This is a genomic window from Rothia sp. P5766, assembly GCF_048513555.1.
Classification (GTDB): Bacteria; Actinomycetota; Actinomycetes; order Actinomycetales; family Micrococcaceae; genus Rothia.
Genome location: NZ_JBLXXS010000006.1, coordinates 115,416 through 141,334 on the forward strand (window position 1 = coordinate 115,416; position 25,919 = coordinate 141,334).

Here is a 25,919-nt window from a genome sequence, read left to right on the forward strand (position 1 = left end):
ATTACCGACCCAAGGCCTTTAAACCCTAGGGAGCTGAGATAGCTGGCAATCTCTTCTCGCGCCCATGAGGGATAGTTACCCATAACTATTCTGCTCCACACCAAACCTCAGGCTTCACAGGTATTCTTCCTTCCAGGTCTGCTGACTCACTCTATGCCTTACCCTGCCCAGCTCCTGCTGAGCTTGCCACCAGCCTAAAGAGAGAGCAGCCCAAGAGGTAGAGGTGTGAACATCTCATATTCCTAAACTGTCTTATCTTCATCGAGTGCAGCTTTACTTACCTCTCATAGCCTGAATTTTCGTATCCACAGGCTTTATGCACTATTGCCTCCAGCAGGCCCTACCTGGCAGGTTGGGGCTACCAGAACAGAGCCGACTCAAGGAGGAATCATGAGCGATACCGTCACCGTTCGAGGCTTTATTGCCACAGCACCAACCCAGAAATTCCTGCCAGGTGGGCAGATACCCGTCACCAACTTCCGCATCGCTTCCACACCCCGCTGGTTCGATACCACATCGGGGAGCTGGAAAGAAGGCAATACCAACTGGTACACAGTCAATGCCTTTAGGGCGCTCGCCCATAACTCTGCCCGCAGCCTTCATGTGGGCCAGCCCGTCCTGGTCACCGGCCGCCTGCAGGTCAAACAGTTCGAAAGGGCAGATGGCTCGGCAGGTACCAGCATTGAGATTGATGCTAGCTCTATAGGGCATGACCTCAACTTTGGGCTGGCAAACTTTACCCGGGCAACCGACCGCAAGCCAGAGATAGACGATACCGACCGTAAGTTCAATGAGCAGGTGCAGGCCGACGACCAGACGGGCCTCACTGAGGCTAGAGCAAACGACGAGGCCAGTGTCAGCCTCACCAGCTAGAACACGCCGGCACTGAGGGCTCGAGAGCGGTAGCCCTCTCGGTCATGCTCTGAACAAGAGGGGAGGTACAAGACTCTCACCAAGTTTCTCAGGCGGTCGCCCGCTTGGGGCCGACCAACTTGACATAAACCGGTAGGCTTAAAGGCATGGCAGAATTTATCTACACCATGACCAAAGCCCGCAAAACTGTGGGCGATAAAGTCATCCTCAACGACGTTTCAATGTCGTTCTTCCCCGGTGCAAAAATCGGTATGGTCGGCCCCAACGGTGCCGGTAAGTCAACCATCCTGAAAATTATGGCGGGTCTTGACACCCCCTCCAACGGTGAAGCACGACTCTCCGATGGCTACACCGTGGGTATCCTTATGCAGGAGCCCCCGCTCAATGAAGAAAAAACCGTCCTGGGTAACGTCCAGGAAGGCGTGGGCGAAATCTACGAGAAGATTGTTCGTTACAACGAAATCTCAGAAGAAATGGCTAACCCCGATGCCGATTTCGACTCCCTCATGGAAGAAATGGGCAAACTCCAGGAAGCCATTGACGCCGCCAACGCCTGGGACATTGACTCCCAGCTTGAGCAGGCAATGGACGCTCTACGTTGCCCTCCCGGAGATTCGCCCGTAACCCACCTCTCCGGTGGTGAACGCCGCCGTGTAGCTCTCTGTAAGCTCCTGCTTCAGAAGCCCGACCTGCTCCTGCTCGATGAGCCCACCAACCACCTAGATGCCGAATCGGTGCTCTGGCTCGAACAGCACCTGCAGTCCTACGAGGGCGCTGTTATTGCCATTACCCACGACCGATACTTCCTCGATCATGTGGCTGAATGGATTGCCGAAGTAGACCGCGGCAACCTCTACCCCTACGAGGGTAACTACTCCACCTACCTGGACAAGAAGCGTGCTCGCCTTGAAGTTCAGGGTAAGAAGGACGCCAAGCTTGCTAAGCGCCTTGAAGATGAGCTGGATTGGGTTCGATCCAACGCTAAGGGCCGCCAGGCTAAGTCAAAGGCCCGTCTGGCTCGCTACGAGGAGATGGCAGCTGAGGCGGAGAAGACCCGTAAGCTTGACTTTGAGGAAATTCAGATTCCCCCGGGACCGCGCCTGGGCAACGTGGTTATTGAGGCCGAGAACCTGCAAAAGGGTTTTGACGGCCGTTCACTGATCAAGGGCCTCTCCTTCTCGCTACCCCGCAACGGTATCGTTGGCGTTATCGGCCCTAACGGTGTGGGTAAGTCAACCCTGTTCAAGACTATTGTCGGTCTCGAAGCCCTGGACGGTGGCACCCTCAAGGTGGGCGAGACCGTCAAGATTTCCTACGTTGACCAGAACCGTTCAAACATTGACCCCGAAAAGTCGCTGTGGGAGGTTGTCTCTGACGGCCTGGATTACATTCAGGTTGGCAAGGTTGAAATGCCTTCGCGCGCCTACGTTTCAGCCTTCGGCTTCAAGGGCCCTGACCAGCAGAAGAAGGCCGGTGTGCTTTCCGGTGGTGAGCGCAACCGTCTGAACCTGGCTCTGACCCTCAAGCAGGGGGGCAACCTCTTACTGCTCGATGAGCCTACCAATGACCTGGACGTTGAGACCCTGACCTCGCTGGAAAACGCTCTGCTAGAGTTTCCCGGCTGCGCCGTTGTGGTCTCCCACGACCGTTGGTTCCTAGATAGGGTTGCTACCCATATTTTGGCTTGGGAAGGCACCGATGAGCAGCCCGATAATTGGTACTGGTTTGAAGGCAACTTCGAGTCCTACGAGAAGAACAAGGTGGAGCGCCTGGGCCCCGATGCCGCTAAGCCTCACCGCCTTGTCCACCGTAAGCTGACCCGCTAAGGCTTACAATGACCGGCTCAACCTGTAAGCTCTTATCCCTGACGGTAGTTTGGCGCAGGTAGCTCCGGTCATGGCTGTAAAGAATCCCCCGCACCCCATGAGGTGCGGGGGATTCTTGTGTTCAGAGGGCTCTTAGGTCGCGCGGTATTCGGGTAGCCGAATGAGCGCTTCTTGGGCTACCGTTGCAATGTGCTTGCCATCACGGGTAAAAATTTTACCCAGCGATAATCCACGTGCGCCCTGAGAGCTGGGGCAGTCCTGAACCAGTAGAAGCCACTCATCCGCAGGAGCCTGCCGATGGAACCAGATGGTGTGATCTAAGGAAGCTACTTTCATGCCCGGTTCTAGCCATGATTTCTGGTGGCGGCGCAGAACCGGCTCAATCTGTGTGTAGTCAGAGGCATAAGCCATAGCCGCCTGATGAATGAGCGGGTCATCCGGTAGCCTCTCCTTAGTCTTGAACCAGACCATGTTCTGAGCCGATCCGCTCGTGTCCGGGTCAAGGTAGAGCGCTGGGCTGATATGGCGGATATCGAAGGGTCTGCCGTGCGCCACCTTTTGGGCGATGGGTAGGTTGATATGCCCCAGTAGGTCGGCTGCTGTGGGGAGCGACTCGGGATCTGGCAGGTCGATGGGTATCTCCGATGAGTGCTCCGGCCCCTTAGCTACTGTCTGGAAAGAGGCAATACAGGAGAAGATAGGTGCGCCGCCTTGGTAGGCCTGAACACGCCTGCTGGCGAAAGAGCGTGTGTCGTTGAGGTTTTCTACCCCGTAGGCGAGGCTGGCGTTGACATCACCAGGGCGCAGAAAATAGCCGTGGAGTGAGTGTACCTGTTTACCCTCTACGGTCCGTGCCGCAGCAACCAGGGCTTGGGCGAGAACCTGCCCGCCGAAGATGCGGGGTGACTCTTTAGCCAGGGTCCTTGCCTGAAAGACCTGCTCATGTGCAGAGGCACTAGCTACAGGTAGGTCAAGCATAGCAAGTAGCTTGCCTGTGGGGGTGAGCGTCTCTTGGTGTGTATCTAGACTCATGGTTCTACCTTCTCATAAGTGGGCTAATGTTATGAGGGATAAGATGAAGTGATTAATTCTGTATTGAAAGAGGCACCCCATGTCTAGCCAAGGATCTGCGCATACAAGACCGTATGTGCACCTGCCCGATGAATCCACAGCCCGCGACCTCACAACCTATCTGGTGCGGGCTAAGTCTCTGGACCCGAAGGCGGCCGTCCGGTTGCAGGCTCGCGGGGATATTCTGGGGGTAACTGTGTGCGCCCTGGAACCTGAGCATCTTTTAGATACGACCCCTACGGTTCTTGGCCTGCGCGCTATCAAACTGGCTGAACCGGCTGATCTGGATATAACGGTTGAGGCTGCTGCCCTGCTAGACCGCCTGGCTCGTATTGAGCAGGAGGGCTTGCAACTGGCGCTTCCACCGGTTGCCGTGACTGCGGGCTGGGCTGGCCGGACACCACCAATCACCGGGTGGGAAAAATCTGGCTTCTACCTATCCGATGATGCACGTCAGACCGCTAAGGCCGGTATTGAGACAGTGGACGGAGCCTTGCCAGCTCACCCCGGCCATGCGGTGGTTTCAACAGTGCGTTCACGCATCTGGTCCTCACCCGTCCAAACACCAAATACTCAGGTGCCTCTGCCAGCAGGTGCTGCTTTCGCCCTTGAGGTGCTGGGCTTTTTGCCTCCGCGAGCTACCGAGCCAATGCCGGTGTGGGTGAATGGGGATTGGGCCCGTATTTCTGCTCGTGCAGGGCATGTTTTGGTGCGGTCAAGCAAGCCGTAAAGGGGGCGAGAGAATGCTTCCAGGCGCTACTGAGCCCTGTTCTGCATAGCGTGAGCGGCACGCTCAAAGTAGCCCCACATCTCGGCATCATAGAGCGGCGCAAGCTCCAGAGTGTCCATGGCCTCCCGCATATACCGCAACCAGGTGTCCCGTTCCTTAGGGCCAATATAGAAGGGGTTGTGTCGCATACGCAGACGGGGGTGGCCTCGTTCTTCCTGGTAGGTTTTGGGCCCTCCCCAGTACTGTTCCAGGAACATTCTGAGCCGTCTTTCGGCGGGGCCTAAATCAGCCTCGGGGTACATGGCTTTAAATTCCTCATCAGCTGCAACCCGCGCATAGAACTCCCGGCAGAGTTTTTCAAAAACTGGGTGCCCACCAACCTGGGAATAGAAAGAGCGGGGGTCAATATCGTCACCTTCTGGTTGGGGATTTTGACCTGCGCCGTCGGCTAGAGAGATGGGTTTGAAAGCGGGGTTGGGTAACTGATTCATGCCCTCTAGTTTACTCCCGTGCACTGGCTACGGTCTGACCACCGGCAGGGACGGGAGGTATAGAAGAGGCGGGGCCTTCACTCTCACTGAGCGAAAACCCCGCCTTTCTTGGCGCTGTAGCTTTAGGCCATATCGGCGGCCTGAACCTTGAGTGCGCGTGCTAGAGCGTCGCGGCCTTCGGCAACCTGGCGTTTGAGGGCTGCGGCGTCCTCAGGCAGCGTTTCCAGGTAGTCTTCGGCACGGTCAAGCACCTGCTGGGTGTAGACACGGGGGAAGAGCCCGGTAATAATCTGGGTGGAAACCTCGTGGGAGCGTTCACGCCAGACCTTTTCCACAGACTCAAAGTAGCGTTCGGTGTACTGGGCCGTGACCTGCGGGTTGCCGCGGTAGAAGCCAAGAATAGCCGCGCGCTGGACGTTGTTGGAAAGTTCACCGGTTTCAACGACTGCTCGCCAGGTTTCTGCTTTTGCTTCTGCGGTGGGGATAGCGGCTCGTGCTGTGGCCGCTGATTGCTGGCCGGTAGCGGTGTTGTCGTCTGCCAGAGCAGCATCGATATCTGTCTTGCTTCTGCGGCCACCGGCTGACAGTGAAATGAGCAGGGCCCACCGTAGGTCAGTATCAATCTCAAGACCCTCAAGCTGGGTGTTCCCGCTCATCAGGGCTTCGAGAGTGTCAAGCTGGCTGTCGGTGTGGGCAAGACGTGCAAAGGCCCCGACCAGCTGGAATTGCTTATCTGAACCGGCCTCAGCCTGCTGAGCAAGTTCCCACAGCCGGTCTGCAGCCTGCTGGCGTACAGACTCCGCGTGAGCGGGGTTGAGGTAAGCCCGCAGGGTAGTTTCCAGGTTGGTGAGCTGGGTACGGACAGCGGTGGAGTTAGTTTCTGCCCCGATGTTGTTAAGTACCAATTCAACGAACTGACGGGCAGGCATTTGGCCGTCGCGGGCGGTGTCCCAGAGGGAGCCCCAGACAACCCCGCGAGCAACTGAAGAATCAATAGCGCCCAGGTGGGCTACGGCGGTAGCGCGGGAACGCTCATCCAAGCGGATCTTGGCGTAGGCCAGGTCTTCATCATTGACCAGAATGAGATCGGGGCGGGCCAGCCCGACGGCCTCGGGTACCTCGGTCAGCTCGCCGTCAACGTCAATTTCTAGGCGGTGGGTGCGGGTGAGCGCACCATCTTTCATGCTGTAGAAGCCAAGGATGAGGCGGTGGGGGCGCAGGGTTTCGTAGCCCTCTGCAAAAGTCTGGCGCAGAGCCAGGCGGGCCAGAGTTCCGTCCTCTGCTTCTTCAACTTCGGTGCTTAGAGTATTGACCCCGGCAGTTTCTAGCCAGAGCTTGCTCCAGGCCCGCAGGTCGCGCCCGGAGATTGCTTCAAGCTCGGTAAGTAGGTCATCGAGCACGGTGTTGCCGTAGGCGTGCTTCTCAAAGTAGACCTTGAGGGCGGCCATAAAGTTCTCCTGGCCCACCCAGGCAACAAGCTGGCGGAGCACAGAGGCGCCCTTAGCGTAGGTGATACCGTCAAAGTTCACCTGAACATCTTGCAGATCGCGGATAGGTGCCACAATGGGGTGGGTCGAGGAGAGCTGGTCCTGGTTGTAAGCCCAGGTCTTTTCCGACGCGGAGAAAGTTGCCCAGGCTTCGGGGGCGAAACTGGTGTTTTCGGCCAAAGCCAAGGTAGACATGAACTCAGCGAAGGACTCGTTGAGCCACAGGTCGTTCCACCACTTCATGGTAACCAGGTCACCAAACCACATGTGGGCCAGTTCGTGCAGGACGGTAATGGCCCGGCGCTCAATAATTGCCTCGGTGACCTTGGAACGGAAGATGTAGCTTTCAAGGAAGGTCACCGCCCCGGCATTCTCCATGGCACCGGCGTTGAACTCGGGCACAAAGAGCTGGTCATATTTTTCAAAGGGGTAGGGAGTCTTGAACTGTTCTTCAAAAAACTCAAAGCCCTGGTGGGTGATGTGGAAGATCTCGTCAGCGTCCAGGTATTCCATGAGTGATTTACGGGCGTAGCAACCCAGCTTAATCTCTCGGCCTTGGCTGTTGGTCAGTGATGAGGAAACACCCGCGTAGGGACCAGCAATAATGGCGGTGATGTAGGAGGAAATGCGGGGAGTGGGCTTGAAGTTCCACACCTTAATGTCTGCCTGCTCGTCAACAGATGTCTCGGGCTGGTTAGAGACAACAACCCAGTGGGCGGGCGCCTTGACCCTGAACTCGAACTCAGCTTTGAGGTCGGGCTGTTCAAAAACGGGGTAAACCCTGCGAGAATCCGGAACCTCAAACTGCGAGTAGAGGTAGACCTCACCATCTACCGGGTCAACAAAGCGGTGCAGGCCTTCACCAGTGTTGGTGTAGAGCATATCGGCCTCAATCACCAGTTCGTTCTTCTGGGCTAGTGAGGGCAAAGTAATCCGAAGGCCATCAGCGCAATCTACCGGCAGGTTTTCCCCGTTGAGAACAATACTGTGGACAGTATCGGTAATCGCGTCAATAAAGGTCTCTTGCCCGGGTACAGCGTCAAAACGGACAACAGTGCGTGAACCAAACACTCGCTCGCCCCGGGTGAGGTCAAGATCAATGGTGTAGGAATCTACACGCTGAATAAGAGATGCTCTCTGCTCAGCTTCGGCGCGGGTCAAATTCATTCCAGGCATGGGGTTCCTTATCGTGGTAGAAAGGGAAGAGCCGGATAGCTCCAGTACTAGAAGGGCGGTCTTTGCCCTGCCAACAGCCACGGGTAACCTGCTGCTGCAGGTTGGTCGTCACGCAGCACATACGCCTATAATTCTATGTGGTAGCCCGTGATTCACCTAACTATCTAGTGTGGTTTCCAGCTTCCCCCTGCCGCCAACGACCTAAGGAGACACCGTGCGCGTCCACATTGCTACTGACCATGCAGGCCTTGACCTGAGCCACTACCTCATCCAGGAACTCACCGCAGCTGGCTACGAGATGGTCGACCACGGCCCAGCAGAGTACGACGCCCTCGATGACTACCCCAGCTTCTGCATCAATGCTGCGCTTGCCGTTCGTGCTGACCGTGAGGCAGGGCTAGATTCCCTGGGGATTGTTCTGGGCGGCTCCGGTAACGGCGAGCAGATGGCAGCCAATAAGGTAGCGGGCATCAGGGCAGCGCTCGCCTGGAACCACGAAACCGCCGCCCTTGCGCGTGAACACAATAATGCCCAGGTTGTAGCTGTAGGTGGCCGTCAGCACAGCAAGGAAGAGGCCCTGGACATCATCAAGGTTTTCCTGAGCACCGAATGGACCAAGGAAGAACGTCACGCCCGCCGCATCGGTCAAATGGCAGAATACGAAACCACCGGGGCAATCAGCGGCAAACACATCGATACTTACTAGGATCACCCACCCCCGCGACCAAAACCCCAGAAGGAACCCATGCCAGAAGGCCACTCCATCCACCGGCTTGCACGCCAGCTCACCGACGTTTTTGCCAACCAGCAACTTGCCGTCAGTAGCCCCCAGGGACGTTTCACCGATGGAGCGGCGCTTCTGCATGGGCACCGGCTGATCCGGTCGTTTGCCCACGGTAAACACCTCTTTGCAGAGTTCTCCAACGACCTTTACCTGAACGTACACCTGGGTATCTACGGTGCATTTACCTTTGGCGGTGACGAGCGATTCACGGGTGCCTCGTCGATTGGGGCACCGCGCAAGATTGGTGAGCAGGAGGATCACGCCCAAGAGCTCAGCGCCAAGCCGCCGGCACCGCGGCCAACCACTCGCGCTCGCCTGGTCTCTGAGCATGGGTGGGCCGACCTGGTCGGACCCACCATTTGCCGGGTTTTAACGGCTGACGAAGTGGCCCGCGTGCGTTCTCAGCTGGGGCCGGACCCTCTGAACCCGGATGCTGACCCGCAGGCCTTTTATGCCCGAGCGAGGAAGACCTCCCGACCTATCGGGGTTGCCCTGATGGACCAGAAAGTTATCTCTGGTGTCGGCAACATTTTTAGGGCTGAATCTCTGTTCAGGTGCGGTATCGATCCTTTCCGCCCCGCAAAAGAATGTAGTAGCTCTGAACTTGAGGCTCTCTGGGGCGATAACAAGCACCTGCTTGAAATTGGTGTCAGGGTGGGCCGGATTATTACAACTGAGCCGGCTGACCGCCCTGGTGTTTCTGAATATGAGGCCTGGCCTGAGCACGCAAATTACGTCTATCACCACCAGGGGCAGGCTTGTTTACGGTGCGGGAGCACGATTGCATTGCAAGAAGTTGCTGGGCGAAAACTGTATTGGTGCCCCGGCTGTCAGCGTTGAGAAGGTCCTCTAAACTCTTTGAGTTACAGGGTTTTGTGCTCTGTAGGCTCTGTCAGCTCATAATCTCGATAGGCGACCCTAATGTCCCTGGATTTATCGATTAGGTTGAAGAATCCTAAAGTCGGCATGTGGACTGTTGAACGCGTAGGGTTGCTTCGCGGTTCTTTTGAGCTGGCTAAAAGAGCTCTTTTAGAGGGCGCTCAAGCAGGGATAGGCTTATGCTGTAGGAAAGTGCAGTAGAGGTTGGGGAGGGTAGCGTGAGCCTTAAGAGTTCTTTGTTGAGGCGAGCTCGACTACTGCTGGTTGATATTGAGGGCACCCTGCTTGATAGTGAAACCGCTACATCTCTAGGGTTTTACCGGGCCCTTCAGAGGTATGGTTTTCGGGGTGATTTTGCTGAGTCGCAAGCTTTGTACCGCGTCTGGTCAGATATTCAGCGGGAAGATTTTCAGCTGTATTTGGCAGGGGAGCAGGCCTTTGATCAGCACTACTACCAGCGGATAGCCAGCATGCTTAACCTCATGACGGGCACTGCCCATTCCCAAGAACGGGCAGAGGGCTTCTTGGGCTGTTTTGAGGCCCACCGTCGGCAGGCCTGGGTTGCTTTTGACGATGTTGAGGGCTTCATGCGTGGCCTCGACCTTTATAGTTCTCATCTTCAAGTAGTTGCCGTAACTAACGGGTCGCAGGCGCTTGAACAGGCCAAGCTGGATACTTTAGGCCTTTCAGATCTGCCGCTGCTAACATCACAACTCCTGGGTACCAGCAAGCCAAAAGAAGATTTTTTCCGTCTCATCTGCGCCGCTCTTGAAACCGACCCAGCTTTTGCTGTGCATGTGGGCAATAATTTTTTGGCAGATGTGCAAGCCCCGGTAGGAGCCGGCCTTGGAGCGGTTTGGGTTAACAGGAGCAGGCGTCACCAGCAGATTCCGCCCGGTATTGAGCGGGTTAGGGCGCTGACTGAACTTATCGATCACTACTAGAAACTTGAGACCGTAGAACACCCTCTGCAAAATGGACGGCACAAAAAAGCGACCACCTGCCGGTGGTCGCTTTTCTTTGGAGCGGCTGACGGGAATCGAACCCGCGTATCAGGCTTGGGAAGCGTGCGCTCTACCATTGAGCTACAGCCGCAGGAGAGGGGATGACGGGAATCGAACCCGCGTAATCAGTTTGGAAGACTGAGGCTTTACCATTAAGCTACATCCCCGTGTGGGGTGGCGTCCTCGTGGACGATTTCTAGTAAACCCGGTTTGTGGTGGGCTTGTCAAATCGGCTAGGCTAGAAAAGTCGGCAACACGCCCTAGGCGTAATGCGGTCGCCAGTTAGATTTTACGATGGGTTCCCGCTAGACTAGGTGTTGCCTTCCGTGCAATACGGGGTGTGGCGTAGCTTGGCTAGCGCGCCTGCTTTGGGAGCAGGAGATCGCAGGTTCGAATCCTGTCACCCCGACGTGAAATAGATCGGCCCGCCGGAAACGGCGGGTTTTTCTATAGAACGATTAGTTTGCCGCACTCATATTTAGTTCCGGGTTGCGGTTCCCTCAAGATATCAGGAGATCAACGGACGTGAAGACTGCCGTCGAGAAGATCAACCCGACCCTCGCAAAAATCGAGGTCGAGGTTCCCTTCGCTGAGTTCAAGACCTACCTTGACCGCACCTACAAGTCACTGGCTAACCAGATTTCAGTTCCTGGTTTCCGCAAGGGCAAGACCCCTAAGGCTCTGATTGATCAGCGTGCTGGCTTCGACTTTGTTGTTGAGAACGCTCTGAATGAAGCGCTGAACAGCTACTACTCCCAGGCTCTGGCTGAGAACGAGCTCACACCCCTGGCTCAGCCCGAACTGGACATCATTGCAAAGCCCGAAGAGGGCAACCGTGAAGCGGACCTCAAGCTCCTTATAGAGGTTACCGTTCGCCCCGAAATTGAACTGCCTGACTACTCAGGCATCAAGGTTGAGGTTGCAAGCGTAGAAGTTACTGAAGAAGACGAGCAGAAGGCACTCGATGCCCTGCGTGGCCGTTTCGGTACCCTCAAGGCTGTTGAGCGACCCGCCGCTGACCAGGACTTCCTGACCATTAACATCGCCGCTGAAATCGATGGCCAAGAAGTTGACGCTGCCAACGACCTGTCCTACCAGGTAGGCTCCGGCACCATGCTGGAGGGCTTGGACGAAGCTGTTCTTGGCCTGTCTGCTGGTGAAGATGCAACCTTCGTGACCAAGCTTGCCGGTGGCGAGCACGCTGGTGAAGAGGCAACCGTCAAGGTTTCTGTCACCGCTGTTAAGGAACGCGAACTGCCCGAGGCAGACGACGACTTCGCTCAGCTGGCCTCCGAATTCGATACCATTGCAGAGCTCAAGGAAGACCTGAAGAAGCAGGCCGCTGACTCCAAGGTTGCCGAGCAGGGCGCAGAAGCGCGTGATAAGGTTCTTGACTCGCTGGTTGAACTGGTAGAAGTTCCTGTTCCCGAGAAGGTTATTGAAGACCAGCTGGAGCAGCATTTCAAGACCCCCAGCCAGGAAGCTGACCACGACACCGAAGAGCACCGCGCTGAGGTTCGTGAGAACACCGAACGTGCCTTCAAGAACGAAATCATTCTCGACGCAATCGCCGAGAAGGAAGAAGTTTCTGTTGAGCAGTCCGAGCTGATCGACTACATCATCACCATGAGCCAGCAGTACGGTATGGACCCCAACCAGTTCGCTCAGATGCTTGACGGCTCAGGCCAGTCCGGCATGATCGTTGGCGAAGTTCGCCGCTCCAAGGCTCTGGCCGCTGTTCTGGCTAAGGCTGAGGTTGTTGACGCAGACGGTAAGGCTGTTGACCTCTCATCATTCCTTAACGACAATGATGGCCAGCAGTAAGTACTAGCCTGCACCGACCTTGGTGCTTTAGTACAAGGCCCCGCCCAGCTAAGGCTAGGTGGGGCCTTTGTTCTGTCTCCTTCCCTGGGCTGGGCAGGCTAAGAGACCGTTTGCCCTAACATGCCATCAGCGAACTGAGGCTCTTTTGTGCTCACGCCAGTGCCCAAAAGCGATAACCTGAATGTCAAGCAATTCTTTGGTGCCCGCAGTCTGCGGCCGCCGCCACCGACACAAGGAGCGGAATCAATGTCCTTCACCCTTCCTGAAGCACACCAGGCCCCCGCCATGGAAACACCCATGGGGAGCCAGGACGACTATATCTATAACCGTCTACTCAAAGAGCGCATTATCTGGCTGGGGTCAGAAGTACGCGATTCCAACGCCAACCGTATCTGCTCCCAGCTCCTTTTGCTCTCGGCTGAGGACCCCGAGGCCGATATCTACCTCTACATCAACTCACCGGGTGGTTCTGTAACCGCAGGCATGGCTATCTACGACACCATGCAGCTTATCCCCAACGACGTTGTCACCGTTGTGACCGGCATGGCCGCCTCAATGGGGCAGTTCCTGCTCACAGCAGGGGCACCCGGCAAGCGCTACGCCACCCCTAATGCCCGTATCCTTATGCACCAGCCCTCCGGCGGTATCGGTGGTACCGCATCAGATATTCGCACCCAGGCCCAGCTCATTTTGGATATGAAGAGGCGACTGAGCGAAATCACCGCAGAGCGCACCGGCCAGACCGTAGAAACCATCCTGCGCGATAACGACCGTGATAACTGGTTCACCGCAGAAGAAGGCCTGGCTTACGGCTTCTTCGACAAGATTCTGGACAAAATTGGCCCGGCCACCAGCGCCACCGACAAGTAAACCGGCCACGCAAGACTTTCTAGGAGAAACCGAATGATTCACCTCCCCTCATCTACCGCCCCGGCCGGTATGCCCACCGACCGCTACGTGCTCCCCAACTTTGAAGAGCGTACCCCCTACGGCTACAAGCGCCAGGACCCCTACGCCAAGCTCTTTGAAGACCGCATCATTTTCTTGGGCGTTCAGGTCGATGATGCCTCAGCCGATGACATCATGGCCCAGCTCCTGGTTCTTGAGTCCCAGGATCCTGACCGTGACATCACTCTTTACATCAACTCACCCGGTGGCTCCTTCACCGCGATGACTGCAATCTACGACACCATGCAGTACATCCGCCCCGAGATTCAAACTGTCTGCCTGGGTCAGGCCGCATCAGCCGCCGCTGTCTTGCTGGCAGCCGGTACCCCCGGTAAGCGTCTTGCCCTGCCCAACGCCCGCGTACTGATTCACCAGCCTGCGCTATCGGGTCAGCAGGGCGGCCAGGCATCAGACATTGAGATTCACGCCAACGAAGTAATGCGCATGCGTGAGTGGACTGCCCAGACTCTTGCTCTGCACGCCGGTAAGACCTTTGAAGAGGTCGATAAGTCGATTGAACGTGACAACATTCTGACCGCTAAAGCGGCACTGGAGTACGGCATCGTCGACCAGGTGCTTGAGTCACGCAAGGCCAATAAGCCGGCATTCAACACTGCTGAGAAGCACGACTAGATAGATACCCCAAACCGTTGGGTATTGGCGCCGCCTTTGGTTCTGCTCCACGAGAGTAGAGAGCCGATGGCGGCGTTTTATATGGATTATCGAGTCGGGGTGATATCTGTGAGAACACAGATGTCATTGTTTCGTCATCTTTCCTTAAACGTCACACAATTGGGCTGGCTAATTTTTCAGGGTAGATTATGTAGTGGAACCCAAAGAAAGGTAGGGGTATGGCTCGTCTAGGCGATAGCACCACTCTTCCCAAATGTTCATTTTGTGGCAAGAATCAGCGGCAGGTTCGTAAGCTGATTGCTGGCCCCAATATCTACATCTGCGATGAATGTATTGAGCTGTGCAACGAGATTCTTGAAGAGGAACTGACCGAGGTCAAGGGTCTAGGGTCTGCTGAAGAACTCCCCAACCCCCGTGAGATCTTTGACCACCTCCAGGAGTACGTCATTGGGCAGGAGGCCGCTAAGCGTGCCCTGTCTGTAGCGGTCTACAACCACTACAAGCGTATTCGGGCGCAAGAAAGCTCAGCTTTTGAGGCTAAGGAGCTTTTGGCTACTGACGGTGAAGACGTTGAGATTGCTAAGTCCAATATTCTGCTGGTTGGCCCGACAGGTTCCGGCAAGACTTACCTGGCCCAGACCCTGGCCAAAAAACTCAACGTGCCTTTTGCGGTTGCCGATGCGACCTCACTCACGGAGGCTGGTTATGTGGGCGAAGACGTTGAGAACATTCTGCTCAAGTTAATTCAGGCCGCCGATGGGGACATTCAAAAAGCCCAGCGCGGCATCATCTACATTGATGAAATCGATAAAATTTCCCGTAAGGCAGATAACCCTTCCATCACTCGAGACGTTTCGGGTGAGGGGGTGCAACAGGCACTCCTTAAAATCCTTGAGGGTACGGATGCATCGGTGCCTCCACAGGGCGGTCGTAAGCACCCTCAGCAGGAATTCCTCAAGATTAACACTTCCAATATCCTCTTTATCGTGGCCGGTGCTTTTGCCGGTATCGAAGAGATAGTAGGTGGGCGGGTAGGCCGCAAGGGTATTGGCTTTGGTGCCTCGATTGAGCAGGCCGCCAAGGAGAGCGATATCCTCACTAAGCTCATGCCCGAAGACCTACTGAAATTTGGTCTGATCCCTGAGTTCATTGGCCGCCTGCCAGTGCTTGCTACGTTGGGTAAGCTGACCGAGAGCGACCTCAAACGGATTCTGACCGAACCCAAGAACGCTCTGGTCAAGCAGTACAAACGTATGTTCGCCCTTGACGGTGTTGAACTGATTTTTGAGGACGGCGCCATTGCCGCCATTGCCCGCCAGGCTGTTGAACGCGACACCGGTGCTCGCGGTTTACGTTCCATCATGGAGTCTATTCTGCAACCGGTCATGTTCGATGTACCCAGCCGTAGTGACGTATCGGCGGTCATTATCGATGCCGATGTTGTCACCGGCGATAAAGACCCGATTCTCGTCATTGATAATTCGGTGGAAAAGAAGAGCGCTTAAGAAAAGCCCCGCTCCGGGAATAGTATCCCGGAGTGGGGTGTTTTGCTGGTGATAGTATTTCGGTGCAAAAGCACAGCTTTCTCTGAAAGGAGCCCCTGTGGCTGAGAACAAAGTTGATTTTTGGTTTGACCCCACCTGCCCCTGGTGCTGGATGACCTCCCGTTGGATTAAAGAGGTCCAGGGCCTGCGCGATGTTGAGGTCACCTGGCATCCCTTCTCTCTGTCTGTTCTCAATGAGGGGCGTGACCTGCCTGCTGACTACCAGGCACACATGGAAACGGCCTGGGGCCCGGCCCGTGTAGTTACTGCCGTCGCTCAGAAGTACTCGCAGGCCGAGGTTGATGCGCTCTACACGGCCCTGGGGGAGGAGATCCACCACCAGCAGAACAAGGGCGGTGAACTCTACGCTGACGCCATTACTAAGGCTCTGGAAACTGTTGGCCTGCCCTCTGAACTTGCGCAGGCTGCTTTCACTGAAGAATACGATGAGTTCATGCGCGACTCAACCCGTGCGGGCCTCGAAGCCGCCGGTGGCGATGACATCGGTGTGCCGCTGATCAGTATTAACGGCGTGACCTTCTTTGGTCCGGTCATGAGCCCTGCCCCCACCGGTGAAGAAGCCGCTAAGGTCTTTGATGGGGCTGTAGCACTAGCCTCTTACCCCGGTTTCTTTGAAATTAAGCGACCCAGAACAGTGGGTCCCATCTTCGCAGCTAGAGCAGAGAACTAGAGTGAAGCCCCCGGAGGGTCCCTTGAAGGGAACCTGCTCCGGGGGCTTTGCTTATGCCTGCTAGCTACTTTTGTGCGCGAGCCTGGTTTTTGGCGGTGGCATTGTAGGTGTAGTTAACCGCTCCATCAGAAGTAAACTCCAGCATGGCAAAAACATGGCTTGCCATAATAATAAAGACGGCATAGAGGTTTCCGCCTTCGGCTGATCCAGCCGAGACCGAGAGCGCTGTACCTACGAATGAGAGACTCAGAAGTGCCAGGATTATTTTTCGTGATCGCTGGCTGCCACGAATTACTTGGATACAGAGGAAGACCTGAGTCACAGTAATGAGGATCAGCAACCCGCTAAGAGTCCACTGGGTTATAGTCATAGCATTAGAGATATGGGCTAGTTCATCCCCAGTTAGGCTATTCTCCAAACTCAAAAAATCGCCCCGAGAGATTTGCCAGAGGTTAATACCTAACTGGAACATCGCCAGAATGCCCACAAAGAGTGCAGCTACCCAGACGCTGGGCGGTGCTTCTTGGACCAGTTCCCAGGCGGGCCGGTGGCCTCTGAGCTTTTCTGGGCTAAGGTCTGAGTTTTCTGCTGGTGAGGGCTGAAGCTGAGCAAGTTCCAAGATGGGGAGGTTACCGTCGGTGAGGATATCATCCCCACCACCGTTACGGGAGTGGTAGCCGGTAGAGAAATCCTTGATGACCTCAACCTGAGTCTGGGGGTTGCAGTAGGCGACAGTTTCTACTACATAATCTCGTTCCTTATCAGTGTCTGCATCAATCTTATGGGTGACTTGGAGTGTGAAAAGGGAAAGTCCGACGGCCCTGTCGAAGGTTGCGCCAGCTAGCCAATCAACTGAGGCACCGCCGGGCAGCTTCCACCCCTGAGGGGCCTTCCAGAAACGTACATGGTGTCGTTTTTGGGGCGACCCATCAACCTCTTGCTGGTAGGCGAAATCCTCTTTGCGGTTAAAGAGATAGAGAGGGGAAACCGGTGCAGTGGGGTAGGGAGTTCTCGTGAGAGTATTGCGAATAATATGCCAGGAGGATGCTAACGTGACAGGCTCTGCCTGATGCCAGCCTGCCTGGGTCATGGCGCGGTGGATATCTGCTTCTTCCCCTCTGATACCTATGTTAATAGGGTCTCCCAAAAGGCCGTCACCGGTCCGAGCACGACCGATAAAGTAGCTGGGCACATAAATATCGGTCATGATTCGGTGAAAACGCGGCAAGGTGAAATAAGCACAGATACCCCAGAAGACAATGATTAGGGGGATAGCCCACCAGGAATGGGTGCTGGCTTCTATGAGGGCTACAATGGCCAGCCAAATTGAGGCCAGACCAGCTCCAATGAAATAGAGCTTGTCCAGGGCACCCGAGAATACCCGCCTATCTGCTTGAAATTGCAGGTAGCTTTTGATCTTTTCGGGCGAGGTATTGCCCCGGTATCGCGGGTAATTGGGATCAGAGTTCATAGGTCTATCAGTCCAGTCTAGTGTCAGGGTAGTAAAGGAGAGGCCTAGCCCGGGTGAATGAGCTAGGCCTCTCTCAGGGGGTAAGCCGTTTAGGGCAGGTAAGGAAGGCTAGGAAGCCCTCTCTTCTTCTGCCCTGAGCTTGACCTGGCTGATCTCTAGTTCGGCTTGAGCGTCTTGAACCTGCAGAGTGAGCTGGTGAGCATTTCCGGCTGCCTTCAGGTCTGCTAGGCCAGCCTTGAGGCGCTGGATAGACTGCTGAGAACCGGTAATTACTGCTGACTCAACTTCAGTACGCTGTTTGACCTGGGCCTGGCTCTTAGCCTTGCGTATCCCTCCCAGAGCGGCCGCCACGGTGGGCAGAATCTCTGCGTCAGCGGTTTTGGCAAGTTTCGCGTAACCGGCAGTGGTAGGCCAGGGTGCACGGTGCACCGAGCCTGCCCTCCACCAGGACCAAATCTCATCGGTCACGAAGGGTAGGAAGGGCGCAAACATACGGAGCAGAGCGTCCAAGGTGGTGGCAAGAGCCGACAGAACTGATGCCTGTTCAGCGTCTCCTGCCTTGCCGTAAGCGCGGTCCTTAATGAGCTCAACGAAGTCATCGGTGAAGTGCCAGAAGAAAGTCTCGGAAATCTGGAGGGCACGAGCGTACTCGTAATTCTCAAAGGCCGCAGTAGATTCCTCAACCAGGCTAGCTAGACGAGCCAGCAGGGAGCGATCCAGGTCGTTGGTGAGCAGGTTAGCTTGTGCTTGGGTGGTGATAACTGACTGAGCAGTTGCCCCCAGACCCAGCACGAACTTTGAAGCGTTCAGGAGTTTGATAGCCAGGCGGCGACCAATCTTCATCTGGGCTTCATCGTAGGCGGTGTCGGCACCCAGCTTGGCGCTGGCCGCCCAGTAACGGACCGCATCCGAACCGTACTTTTCCAGCACCTCATGGGGAACAACCACGTTGCCCTTGGACTTGGACATCTTCTTACGATCCGGGTCTAGAATCCAGCCTGACAGTGCGGTATCGGTCCAGGGAACAGAGTTCTCTAGTGAGTTTGAGCGAACCACGGTGGAGAAGAGCCAGGTACGGATAATGTCGTGGCCTTGGGGGCGCAAATCCATAGGGAAGGTGACCTCGTGCAGCTCCCGATCCACTGCCCAGCCGGTGGCAATCTGCGGGGTCAGTGACGAGGTAGCCCAGGTATCTAGAACATCGGGGTCAGCGATAAAGCCACCGGGTAGGCCACGCTGATCCTCGGTGTAACCGGGTGCAGGCTCTGAGGCGGGGTCTACCGGCAGCATCTCAGCGCTAGGAACAATCGGCTCATCGTAGTTGGGCTCACCATCGGCGTCCAGGGCGTACCAGATGGGGAAGGGCACACCGAAGAAGCGCTGGCGTGAAATGAGCCAGTCACCGTTGAGGCCCTCTACCCAGTTCTCGTAGCGGGAGCGCATAAAGGTGGGGTGCCAGGTAATCTGGCGGCCACGCTCAATAAGAGCTTCGCGGCGCTCGGCATCGCGGCCACCGTTGCGGATATACCACTGGCGTGAGGCCACGATTTCAAGGGGCTTGTCGCCCTTTTCGTAGAACTTGACCGGGTGGGTAATGGGCTTGGGGTCGCCGTCCATTTCGCCGGCTTCAATCAGCATCTCGACCACGGTCTTTTGCGCGGTAAAGACGGTTGCACCGGCCATACGGGCGTAGCGTTCACGGCCCTCGGGGCTGGTAATCCAGTCGGGGGTTTCTGAAGCGAAGCGGCCGTCGCGGCCAATGAGTGCGCGGGTATCAAGCTGGAGCTCACGCCACCAGGTGACGTCGGTGGTGTCGCCAAAGGTACAAATCATGGCGATACCGGCACCCTTGTCGGGCTGAGCCAGAGGGTGCGCCTTAATCTCGACCTCAACGCCGAAGAGCGGGGAGGTGACCTTGGTACCAAAGAGAGGCTGGTAGCGCTGGTCATCGGGATGGGCCACCAGAGCTACACAGGAAGGCAGCAGCTCGGGGCGGGTGGTCTCAATCCATACCTTCTCGCCGTTTTCGCGGTGGAAGGAGATGCGGTGGTAGGCACCGGGGCGTTCCTTATCTTCCAGCTCGGCCTGGGCAACCGCGGTGCGGAAGGTGACATCCCACATGGTGGGGGCCTCTGCCATGTAGGCATCGCCGCTGGCTAGATCGTTCAGGAAGGCAAGCTGGGAGACCTTGCGGGAGTGGGCATCAATGGTGCGGTAGGTGTGTGACCAGTCCACCGAAAGACCCAGAGTGGTGAAGAGTTCTTCAAAGACCTTTTCGTCTTCAACAGCAAGAATCTCGCAGAGTTCAATGAAGTTCTGGCGTGAGATACGCGGCCAGTCACGCTGGTTCTTGGCAGGCTTCTCGGGTGCGGTGAAGTTGGGGTCGTAGGGGATAGCGGGGTCGCACAGAACCCCGTAGTAGTTCTGAACACGGCGCTCAGTGGGCAGGCCGTTATCGTCCCAGCCCAGGGGGTAAAAGACGTTCTTGCCCTTCATGCGCTGGTAGCGGGCGATGACGTCGGTCTGGGTGTAGGAGAACATGTGCCCCACATGCAGGGAGCCAGAGGCTGTGGGAGGCGGGGTGTCGATGGAGTAGACCTGCTCGCGGGTGGTGTCCCGGTTAAAAGCGTAGGTCTTGTGCTCGGCCCAGTTCTGTGTGAACTTCTTTTCGAGGCCTTCGAGGCCGGGCTTTGCGGGAACGGTAATGTCTACTGCGGGTTCTGCGGGCGTGTCTGTGCCCTGGTTTATTTCAGCCATGCTTTTCATTCTCTCATGTCTTGAGGCTCTATGCACCCGGGCCTTGGCGCTCAAAGCTCGTAAGATGGAGGTAGCCGCACCGTTTGCGTGCCAAGCAACTACCCCGCAGATTGAGGAGCATACCCATGGCCCTTCCCGCTAACCCCTTTAGCCCCGATGCTCAAGCTGGAAAAGTGGCGGTGGTGACCGGTGCCTCCTCGGGGATTGGGCGGGCAACAGCCCAGCTCATGGCCGCTACCGGCTGGACTGTCTACGCCGTAGCCCGCCGCGCTGAACGGCTCCAAGCACTTGCCCGGCAGTGTGGTGTGCGCCCGGTGGTCCTAGATATTACTGACCGTGACGCGGTGGTTGAGCAAGCCGCACGGATTCTGGAAGAAACCGGGGGACAGCTCGATGCGCTGGTTAATATCTCCGGTGGCGCTCTGGGTGTGGATGCCGTGGCTGATGCTGACCCCGACGGCTGGTTGTCCATGTTCAACCTCAATGTTGTGGGAACACTGAACATGGTCAAGGCCTTCCTACCCGCCTTGCGCGCTAACGGGCAGGGCACCGTACTCAATCTGACCTCCACAGCGGCTGAAGCTGGTTACGAAGGTGGAGCAGGCTACAACGCCGCCAAGTTCGGGGAACGCGCGCTGACCGAAACCCTGCGTCTTGAAGAAGCAGAGAACAACGTGCGCGTGATTGAGATCCGCCCAGGAATGGTTCGCACCGAAGAATTCTCCCTCAACCGCCTGGGCTCGGGCGAAGCTGCGGCCAAGGTCTACGCCGGAGTAGAGAAACCGCTCCTGGCCGAAGACGTAGCCCAGACCGTCACCTTTGCGGTGAACATTCCCCACCACATCAACCTGGACCATATCACTCTGCGCCCGGTCGCCCAGGCCGCCCAGTATAAGGTCATTCGGACTGGGGCATGAAGAATAAGCAGGGGAAACAACTGAGCTGGTTCCATCAAAAAACGTTTCACAACGAAATCAGTTGAGGCTCTTTGAGTAGAATCAGTAAAGGTGGATGTTTGTCTTGGTGAAGCAGATATTTGCAGTTTTGAACAGTTCGATAATGTGATGCAGGAAGCGGAAGAAGATGAGCGATAATCTCGGTGCAATTGATGGCAACGTTGAGTTTAACTTCGGGCACGCCGAAACCCTCAAAAGCGCTTTGAGGAACGCGGCGGGTCTCTTAAGAACTCAAGCTTCTTCGCGCGCTTCACTTGTCGCCACCGCCCGGCAAGAATTTCGAGGGTACTTTGAAGAACTTTTTGCTTCCAATGCCCAGACAGCTGCCAGCGATGCAGATGAGATCGCTACGGCACTGAGTAATGCTGTTGGCTTGGTGGACGACCTTGTTCAAAGGGCAAAAGAAGAGAACGAACGTCGCCGCCTTGCACGCGAGTTCATCGCTGAGCAGAAGCGCCTTAAAGATACATTTGGGGGGGCTCAAGGAGGCCTACGACAACATTTTTGGCGCACCTGAACCCCCAGTGGGCCCACCATCAACCCCCATCAACAAGAGTGCTCCGACTCCGGATAATACCCCGCGTCAAACACCCAGCCCTGGCAACGGTAGGGGCGGCGGGGGGCACAACATCCGCTATTCCTGAAAATCTCAGGGCTTTCAGTACCGGCTTGGAACCGCTGGATACAGAGGTCAAGGGTAAGAAAACATCCCTGGATACTGCTTATGCGGATTTTCAGGGGAGCTGCAACTACGGTTCCCTCGATGCGGCTGGTGCTATTGGAGCTATTGATATCTGGCTTGAGAAGAACGCTCAAGATATTAGGTGGGCTCACACGCTTGCTCAAGCTTTTGAGGACGCAGGGGCGCACGCGGGTCACCCCGTCCCACTAGCTGATTCTGCTCTGGCTACGGCACTTAATAACGCAGGTGTATCAGCGATCCGTGAAGATATGACTGTGGTAAACCCTTCCGCTGTTGGCGGTCAACCAACTAGCGGGTACACGCTTGACCCGGTTAATACCGGTAACGGTAACTTTATTGAACCGGAGAATGATCTTTCTTTTGCGGGTGCTTGCTCGGCTCTAGCGCTTACCCGTATGTATAACTCGCGCGGTGAGACGGGCGGGGTTTTTGGCCCTGGGTGGAGCTCTGTGCTCGATACTGCTCTTATCTTTGATGATGAGCAGGCAACCTGGGCTATGCACGATGGCAGAAAGATTTCTTTTGCGCGGTCGGGGGAGGGCTTCTTACCCTGTGCTGACGAGAACTTTTGGCTTGTACCGGTAGCAGATGCAAGTACCGTTCTGATACCTGAGGTTCTGAGCGGTCGGGTCGCCTGGGTTGTTGCCAATAATACCGGTTCCGGGTGGTTCTTCACTGCTGCGGGTGACTGGCTTGGTTCTGCTCAGGGGCCGGGAACGGGAGTCTATGTTGACCGTGATCGCCAGGGCGAAATTACTGCCCTAAGGCATGAGCGCGGCAGGGTTATCTCTTTTGAATATGTAGATGGCAAGGTCGCTGTTGCAACCAGCTCTGATGGGCGAAGGATTGAGTATTCCTACAGCGCAGCTGGTTTGCTGACCGAGGCTAAGGGTAGTAACTACCACCGCCGCTACACGCACAATGAGCAGGGTCTTATTGAAGTGGTGGCTGATGCCGCTGGCGTTCAGGAAGTCGTCAATACTTATGACCAGTACGGCAGGGTTATTAGCCAGAAGACCCCGCACGGTCGTTTAGTCAGGTTCTCCTACCTGCCCGGCCGAGTTACCGTTGTGGCTGATGAAGATGGCCAGCGGTCTAACTCTTGGATTTCAGATGCCAAGGGTAGGTTGGTGGGCGTTATTGATGCTCACGACCATCGGCAGTCGATGTCTTATGACCGCAAGGGTAACCTTGTCTCTGTTACTGAACGCGACGGTTCAATGACCGTGCATGCTTATGATAAGCGTGGACGGCGAACCCGCACAGTAACACCAGAGGGTTCTGACATTACTTTTGCCTGGGATGAGCAGGACCGTATCACCGATGTTGTGACTACCACCGGTGGTCTGATTTCCTACTCCTATGAGGGGCAGGACCGTAACCCCTGCAAGATTCGCGATGCACTGGGCGGTATCACCCATTTGACCTGGGAGTCCGGTCTTTTGACTGGGGTTGTTGGGCCGACCGGGGTGCCCTTGAGTTTTACCTACGATTCCTTCGGTAACCTGACGAGCGTAACGAATGCTTACGGTGATACTGCGCGTATGGTCTATGACCAGGCTGGGCGTGCTGTTGGGGCTATTTCGCCGGGTGGCCATAAGACGCGTTTTACCTATGATGCCGCCGGTCAGGTGGTGGGTAAGGTTGACCCTGATGGCGCAACTCACCGCTACGAGTACGATACTGCGGGCCGTCTGGTAGCAATCGTGGACCCTGCGGGTGAGCGTACTTCTATGCGCTACGGTGCGCACGGCCAGGTTGCCCAGACTATTGACCCGCTGGGCCGGTCGGTGTCACGTGAGTTTGACGATATGGGTAACGTCTCTGCGGCTATTTTGCCTGACGGGGCCTCCTGGGGCTTTGAGCATGACAGCCTTTCACGACTGGTGGCGATTACGGACCCTGCGGGTTCTGTGTGGAGCCGTGAATACGATCAGACCGGTCAGCTTGCTGCGACTGTTGACCCTTTGGGTAACCGGGTTACGGCGAGCCTTGACCGTGCTGACCAGCGGATTACGCTGAATGATATTTTTGGCACCGTTACGATTACTACCGATGCGTATGGTCGGCCGGTTAAGCGCGAAAATTTGGATGGCTCTGTTGAGCTGACTTCCTACGACCTTGCTGGTAATCCCGTTGAGCTGGTCGATGGTGAGGGTGCTCTGACTCGGTGCGAGTATGACCTTGCGGGTCGTTTGGTTGCGGTCGTTGGCCCTGACGGTGCCCGTGTGAGCTACGAGTATGATGATGCTGGTCGTGCTTACCGTTATATTGATGCATCGGGCGCTGTGACTGAGTTGGTTTACGACGCTGATTCCCGTGTGGTTGCTAAGGTGAACCCTGCTGGTGAGCGCTCAGAGTATGAGTACGATGCCTGCGGTCGCCTGGTCAGGTCTGTAAGCCCGGGTAGGGGAGTAGCACGTTACGGCTACGATGTCTGTGGCCGTCTGACCTTTATGCAGGATGGCTCATTCGGTATTCGCCGCTTCAAGTACGATGCTGCCGGTCAACTGGTGCAGGCTATCAATGGCTTGGGTGGGCGCACCCGGTATGAGTATGACCTGCGTGGCCGTATGGTGCGTATGGTTGACCCTGCTGGGGGTGTAACAACCCGTACTTACACGCAGTTGGATAAGGTCGATTCTGTGACCGATGCTCTGGGGCGTGTTACGCAGGCTACCTATGATGCGGCTGGGCATCAGCTTTCTCAGACTGATCCTACGGGCCGGGTTACTAGCTGGACCTATGACTCTGAGGGCCGCGAAACCTCAATGAGCGTCAATGGGCGTTTGGTTTCTTCGGTTGAGCGTGACTTTGCTCAGCGTAAGGTGCGCGTTCACGAGTATTTGGGTGACAGCGAGACTGTGCACGAGTTGCAGTATGACCGTGTGGGCAGGCTTCTTTCGCGTTCGCGTGGCGAATCGACTATGCGCTGGTCCTATGATGTGGCTGGCAAGTTGCTGTCGAGGGTTGATCCTGTTGGTGGGTCTGTTGAGTATTCCTACGATGGTGCGGGTCGCCTGGAAAGTGTTGCTGATTCAGACGGCAGAAGGGTTGTTTATAACTACGATGTTGCGTCGCGTGTAGTTTCTACAGCGACTGAGGATCTAGTATCACAGTGGACTTACGCTAACGGTGCTGTGGTTGCTCACCGTCTGGTGGACGGCCAGGGCAAGGTTGCTCAGGAAACGTCGATTTCCCGTGACGAGTTTGGGCGTGTTGCAGGCCTTGAAAGAATTGCCGTTGATGGAACGAGCACGTACGCAAACTACGGTTACGATGACGCGTCGCAGCTTGTGTCTGTTCATAGCTCGACTACCGGTAGAGAGTCTGTGCGTTATGAGTATGACGAGTGTGGGCGTCTGGTTCGAACTGTGGGTGCTGATGGTACTGAGCAGGTTTTAGCCTACGATGCGGCTTCTCAACTTGTGAGTGTGACTGGGTCTGATGGTCTGGTTCGTGAGTTTGTGTATGACGGTTTGGGGCGGCGTGTTCGGGAGACTGACCCCGATGGTTCGGTGCGTGAGTTTGCCTATGGTCCTGCCGGCTATCTGGAAGGCATTCGGGTTGGTACCGGTGCTGGGGAGTCGATAGCACATTCAATAACGGTTGATGCTCTGGGTGAGATCGCTCAGATTGACGGTATTGATTTGTTCTGGGATTCTACCGCCCCGGTTCCCACGCTGGTCAGTGTTGCTGGTGAGTCTTTGGGGCTTGCACCTGCGACCGGTTGGCGTTTGACTCGTTCGACGGATGAGGTGGATCCTTTCGCTGTTCCCGGGGCTGGCCCCGATACCTCTGGTGAGGGCGGGTTGCTTGCTGGTTTTGGTCTCAGCGCTGATGGTGTGCCTCTTGTTGCCGGTGTGGAGTTGATGGGTGCTCGTGGTTATGATCCGCTGACTGCTTCATTCTTGAGCGTTGATCCTCTGGCTCCTGTGGCTGGTGCCGCGTGGGGTTCTAACCCGTATTCGTTTGCGGGGAATAATCCGGTGAATCAGGTGGACCCGTGGGGTTTGCGGCCTATTACCGACGCTGAACTAGCGGACTACCAGAAGGCTCATCAGGGTATTC

19 protein-coding genes and 3 tRNA genes are annotated in these 25,919 nt (G+C 56.1%); 15 read left to right on the forward strand and 7 right to left on the reverse strand.

Going from position 1 to position 25,919, the window contains the following annotated elements:
• Positions 1 to 390: 390 nt before the first annotated feature.
• Positions 391 to 873 (forward strand): single-stranded DNA-binding protein, encoded by a 483-nt coding sequence (locus tag ACN08V_RS04670; RefSeq protein WP_419104715.1) that lies wholly within the window; start codon positions 391 to 393, stop codon positions 871 to 873.
• Between the two features lie 146 nt (positions 874 to 1,019).
• Positions 1,020 to 2,699 (forward strand): energy-dependent translational throttle protein EttA, encoded by a 1,680-nt coding sequence (gene ettA, locus ACN08V_RS04675; protein WP_419104716.1) that lies wholly within the window; start codon positions 1,020 to 1,022, stop codon positions 2,697 to 2,699.
• A gap of 132 nt (positions 2,700 to 2,831) precedes the next feature.
• Here the strand turns inward: ettA and ACN08V_RS04680 are convergent, their stop codons facing one another.
• Complete coding sequence (locus tag ACN08V_RS04680) at positions 2,832 to 3,731, reverse strand: acyl-CoA thioesterase (RefSeq protein ID WP_419104717.1); 900 nt, start codon at positions 3,729 to 3,731, stop codon at positions 2,832 to 2,834.
• 79 nt (positions 3,732 to 3,810) lie between these two features.
• Between ACN08V_RS04680 and ACN08V_RS04685 the strand changes: the two genes are divergently transcribed.
• Positions 3,811 to 4,500 (forward strand): hypothetical protein, encoded by a 690-nt coding sequence (locus ACN08V_RS04685; protein ID WP_419104718.1) that lies wholly within the window; start codon positions 3,811 to 3,813, stop codon positions 4,498 to 4,500.
• Between the two features lie 26 nt (positions 4,501 to 4,526).
• Here ACN08V_RS04685 and ACN08V_RS04690 read toward each other — a convergent pair whose 3' ends face one another.
• Together ACN08V_RS04690 and pepN are read right to left on the reverse strand one after the other, a co-directional pair.
• Positions 4,527 to 4,991, reverse strand: coding sequence for a globin (locus ACN08V_RS04690; protein ID WP_419104719.1), 465 nt, complete (start codon positions 4,989 to 4,991; stop codon positions 4,527 to 4,529).
• A gap of 122 nt (positions 4,992 to 5,113) precedes the next feature.
• Positions 5,114 to 7,654 (reverse strand): aminopeptidase N, encoded by a 2,541-nt coding sequence (pepN, locus tag ACN08V_RS04695; RefSeq protein ID WP_419104720.1) that lies wholly within the window; start codon positions 7,652 to 7,654, stop codon positions 5,114 to 5,116.
• A 214-nt stretch (positions 7,655 to 7,868) separates the two neighbouring features.
• Between pepN and ACN08V_RS04700 the strand changes: the two genes are divergently transcribed.
• From ACN08V_RS04700 to ACN08V_RS04710, 3 genes are all read left to right on the forward strand, one after another.
• Positions 7,869 to 8,360 carry a ribose-5-phosphate isomerase gene (locus ACN08V_RS04700; RefSeq protein ID WP_419099548.1) on the forward strand — a complete coding sequence of 164 codons (492 nt, stop codon included), beginning with the start codon at positions 7,869 to 7,871 and terminating at the stop codon, positions 8,358 to 8,360.
• Positions 8,361 to 8,399: 39 nt separating this feature from the next.
• Positions 8,400 to 9,278, forward strand: coding sequence for an Fpg/Nei family DNA glycosylase (locus tag ACN08V_RS04705; RefSeq protein WP_419104721.1), 879 nt, complete (start codon positions 8,400 to 8,402; stop codon positions 9,276 to 9,278).
• Between the two features lie 257 nt (positions 9,279 to 9,535).
• On the forward strand, positions 9,536 to 10,261 hold the full coding sequence (locus tag ACN08V_RS04710; RefSeq protein ID WP_419104722.1) for an HAD family hydrolase: 726 nt from the start codon (positions 9,536 to 9,538) through the stop codon (positions 10,259 to 10,261).
• 77 nt (positions 10,262 to 10,338) lie between these two features.
• Here ACN08V_RS04710 and ACN08V_RS04715 read toward each other — a convergent pair.
• Positions 10,339 to 10,412: transfer RNA gene (locus ACN08V_RS04715), tRNA-Gly, on the reverse strand.
• A gap of 5 nt (positions 10,413 to 10,417) precedes the next feature.
• A tRNA-Gly gene (locus ACN08V_RS04720) sits at positions 10,418 to 10,488 on the reverse strand.
• Positions 10,489 to 10,655: 167 nt separating this feature from the next.
• On the opposite strand from ACN08V_RS04720, the gene ACN08V_RS04725 reads away from it, so the two are divergent.
• The 6 genes from ACN08V_RS04725 to ACN08V_RS04750 all read left to right on the forward strand — a co-directional run bounded on the left by ACN08V_RS04725 (position 10,656) and on the right by ACN08V_RS04750 (position 15,961).
• Positions 10,656 to 10,730 (forward strand) — tRNA-Pro (locus ACN08V_RS04725).
• A gap of 116 nt (positions 10,731 to 10,846) precedes the next feature.
• Positions 10,847 to 12,145 carry a trigger factor gene (gene tig / locus ACN08V_RS04730; RefSeq protein WP_419099551.1) on the forward strand — a complete coding sequence of 433 codons (1,299 nt, stop codon included), beginning with the start codon at positions 10,847 to 10,849 and terminating at the stop codon, positions 12,143 to 12,145.
• Between the two features lie 246 nt (positions 12,146 to 12,391).
• On the forward strand, positions 12,392 to 13,015 hold the full coding sequence (locus tag ACN08V_RS04735) for an ATP-dependent Clp protease proteolytic subunit (RefSeq protein ID WP_419099552.1): 624 nt from the start codon (positions 12,392 to 12,394) through the stop codon (positions 13,013 to 13,015).
• A gap of 33 nt (positions 13,016 to 13,048) precedes the next feature.
• Positions 13,049 to 13,726, forward strand: a complete 678-nt coding sequence (locus ACN08V_RS04740; protein WP_419099553.1) for an ATP-dependent Clp protease proteolytic subunit — start codon at positions 13,049 to 13,051, stop codon at positions 13,724 to 13,726.
• 218 nt (positions 13,727 to 13,944) lie between these two features.
• The gene (clpX, locus tag ACN08V_RS04745) at positions 13,945 to 15,231 is read left to right on the forward strand and encodes an ATP-dependent Clp protease ATP-binding subunit ClpX (protein WP_419099554.1); all 1,287 of its coding nucleotides are present in this window, start codon (positions 13,945 to 13,947) and stop codon (positions 15,229 to 15,231) included.
• 97 nt (positions 15,232 to 15,328) lie between these two features.
• A complete protein-coding gene (locus ACN08V_RS04750; protein WP_419099555.1) occupies positions 15,329 to 15,961 on the forward strand; it encodes a DsbA family oxidoreductase in 633 nt (210 codons plus the stop codon).
• 64 nt (positions 15,962 to 16,025) lie between these two features.
• On the opposite strand, the gene ACN08V_RS04755 is transcribed toward ACN08V_RS04750, so the two are convergent.
• Entirely contained in the window at positions 16,026 to 17,432 is a 1,407-nt protein-coding gene (locus ACN08V_RS04755) for an LssY C-terminal domain-containing protein (RefSeq protein ID WP_419104723.1), read from the reverse strand.
• Positions 17,433 to 17,540: 108 nt separating this feature from the next.
• A complete protein-coding gene (gene valS / locus ACN08V_RS04760) occupies positions 17,541 to 20,189 on the reverse strand; it encodes a valine--tRNA ligase (RefSeq protein ID WP_419104724.1) in 2,649 nt (882 codons plus the stop codon).
• Positions 20,190 to 20,314: 125 nt separating this feature from the next.
• Between valS and ACN08V_RS04765 the strand changes: the two genes are divergently transcribed.
• From ACN08V_RS04765 to ACN08V_RS04775, 3 genes are all read left to right on the forward strand, one after another.
• A complete protein-coding gene (locus ACN08V_RS04765) occupies positions 20,315 to 21,106 on the forward strand; it encodes an SDR family oxidoreductase (protein ID WP_419104725.1) in 792 nt (263 codons plus the stop codon).
• A 166-nt stretch (positions 21,107 to 21,272) separates the two neighbouring features.
• Positions 21,273 to 21,662 carry a hypothetical protein gene (locus tag ACN08V_RS04770; RefSeq protein WP_419104726.1) on the forward strand — a complete coding sequence of 130 codons (390 nt, stop codon included), beginning with the start codon at positions 21,273 to 21,275 and terminating at the stop codon, positions 21,660 to 21,662.
• A gap of 152 nt (positions 21,663 to 21,814) precedes the next feature.
• On the forward strand, positions 21,815 to 25,919 hold a 4,105-nt coding region (locus ACN08V_RS04775), incomplete at its 3' end, for a DUF6531 domain-containing protein (protein WP_419104727.1).